Consider the following 2,147-nt stretch of genomic DNA (forward strand, 5'->3'; position numbering starts at 1 on the left):
GGGTCTGGGGTTTGCGGCCGGCCGCGTGGCGGGGTATGCCTGGGGGGAGCCGGCCGCCGCCGAGACGGCGGCGGGTGGCCGGTTGCCGGTTCAGCCGCCAGACCAGGGCATCGGCCTCGAGAGTCAGCTGGGGGATGCCGGGCACGTCGGCGCCGGGGAACATGTCGGTGTAGAGGTCGAGCGGCTCATCGGATTCGGCGAGTTCGAGGCGGCGGACCGGGGCGAGGCGCTGGGCGAGGAAACTGCTCGCCACCATGGGAACGAGGACGAGCAGCACGGCCCCGACCGCCGCGACGAGCGGGAGCCCGGCCAGCTCCGGCACCGCCTCCGGCACACCGAGCAGGTGCAGTGTGCCGTACACGGGGGCCTCCGCCACCAGCAGGCCCGCCTGGTGGAGGACGGCGCGGAAGCCGTTGTGCCAGCGCTCGGGCGGCCAGGCGCCCGGGCCGCCGAACCACACCGCCACCCAGACGACCGGAATCGAGACGCCCACGGCATGCGCGAGCACGAGCCAGCCGGGGACCGTGGGATGCAGCGCGGCCGCGACGACCGTGGTCAGCACGGCCACCAGCAACGGCGGAACGATCAACAGGCATCCCACGACGGCGGTGGTCGCGCGCCAGTGTTCGGCGAGCAGCCGCTGCACGAGTGGGTCACCGGAGACGGGGCGGGACGGGTAGCTCACTAGGGCACCATCCCTTCTGCAACCCGAACAGTTAGGGTTGTTGTCTCTCGGTTCCGGTGGGTGCATGGCCTTGGTTGCGAGCTACTCGATGGCCAGCATGAGTTCCGCCAGCCCCACCGGGCCGAGGGCTGCAGACCGGCATCAGGGACACGCCCGTTCGAGGGCCGATTAGTGAGCTCCCGGCGGCGGCCCTCACTTCCGACGAGGCATTCCGTCGACCTCGAAGGAGTACTGCCTTGGCGTTCACCGGCTGGGACTGGGGTATGAGTGCCCACGACGTCACCGTTATCGACGACGCCGGCACCAAACTCGATCGGTTCCCCGTCGCCCACACCGAAGACGGCATCGCCGCAGCGCTGGCAAGGCTGGCCCGTCACGGCGACCCCACGCGGTTGCCGGTGGCGATCGAAACCACGCGGGGTCTCGTGGTGGACCGGCTTCTCGCGGCTGGGCACCCGGTGATCCCGGTGCACCCCAACGCTTTCCACGCCGCCCGCCCCCGCTGGGGTGCGGCGCGGGCGAAGAACGATCCTGGTGACAGGTTCAAGCTGGCCGACCACGCCCGCACCGACGGCCACCGGCTGCCGGTGCTGGCACCGACGCTGCCGGAAACCATCGAGCTGCAGGCGTTGACCCGTCAGCGCGGTGACCACCTCGAACTGCGGATCGCCGCGGCCAACCAGCTCGCCGCTCTTCTCGACGCCCATTGGCCCGGCGGGAAAACCATCTTCGCGCGGATCCATTCGGCGATCGCCCTGGATTTCCTGGATCGCTACCCGACCCCGCAGGCCGCCGCCGGGCTCACCCCGGCCCGCGTCGAACAGTTCTGCAAGCGCCGCGGTTACAGCGGCCGCCGAACCGGCGCCGAGCTGCTGACCCGACTGCGGGCCGCCCCCACCGCCGCCAGCCGACTCAACGAATCCGTTGTCGCGCAGCTGATCCGAGCGCAAGTATCGGTCGTGAGATCGCTGCAGGCCGGCATCGATGCTCTCGACGCCGTCATCGCCGAAGCCGTTGCCGCGCACCCCTACGCGCAGCTGCTGGCCGACCTTCCTCGCGTCGGCACGTTGAACCTGGCCCAGATCATCGGCGAAGTCGGCCCGATCCTCGAACGCGCCACCAGCTTCGAGCAACTCACCGCCGAGACCGGCATCGCTCCGGTCACCCGCGCCTCGGGCAAAACCCACACCGTCGCCTACCGCCACGCCACCAACCGCCAAGCTCGTCAAGCCCTGCACACCTGGCTCGACAACAGCCGCCGCGCCGACCCATGGGCTTGGCAACGCTATGCCAGCGCCCGCGCACGCGGACAACGCCACCCACACGCCCTGCGGACCCTCGGCCGCGCCTGGCTCCGCATCATCTGGGCCTGCTGGCGCACCAAAACCGCCTACAACCCCACCCGGCACGAACCCCAAACCCAACCGGTCGCCGCATAGGGGTTGACTCAGGAAACTCATGC

The 2,147-nt window shown here is 70.6% G+C and carries 2 protein-coding genes; one reads left to right on the forward strand and one right to left on the reverse strand.

Annotation, left to right across the window (positions count from 1 at the left end):
* Nucleotides 1–685: hypothetical protein (locus tag QH283_RS23500; RefSeq protein WP_280505112.1), on the reverse strand; the 685-nt coding region annotated here is incomplete at its 3' end.
* Nucleotides 686–921: 236 nt separating this feature from the next.
* Between QH283_RS23500 and QH283_RS23505 the strand changes: the two genes are divergently transcribed.
* Nucleotides 922–2,124: an IS110 family transposase gene (locus tag QH283_RS23505; protein WP_280505113.1), complete on the forward strand. Its 1,203-nt coding sequence runs from the start codon at nt 922–924 to the stop codon at nt 2,122–2,124.
* Nucleotides 2,125–2,147: the final 23 nt, after the last annotated feature.

The sequence above is a fragment of the Nocardia farcinica genome (assembly GCF_029867845.1).
In the GTDB taxonomy this organism is placed as follows: domain Bacteria; phylum Actinomycetota; class Actinomycetes; order Mycobacteriales; family Mycobacteriaceae; genus Nocardia; species Nocardia farcinica_A.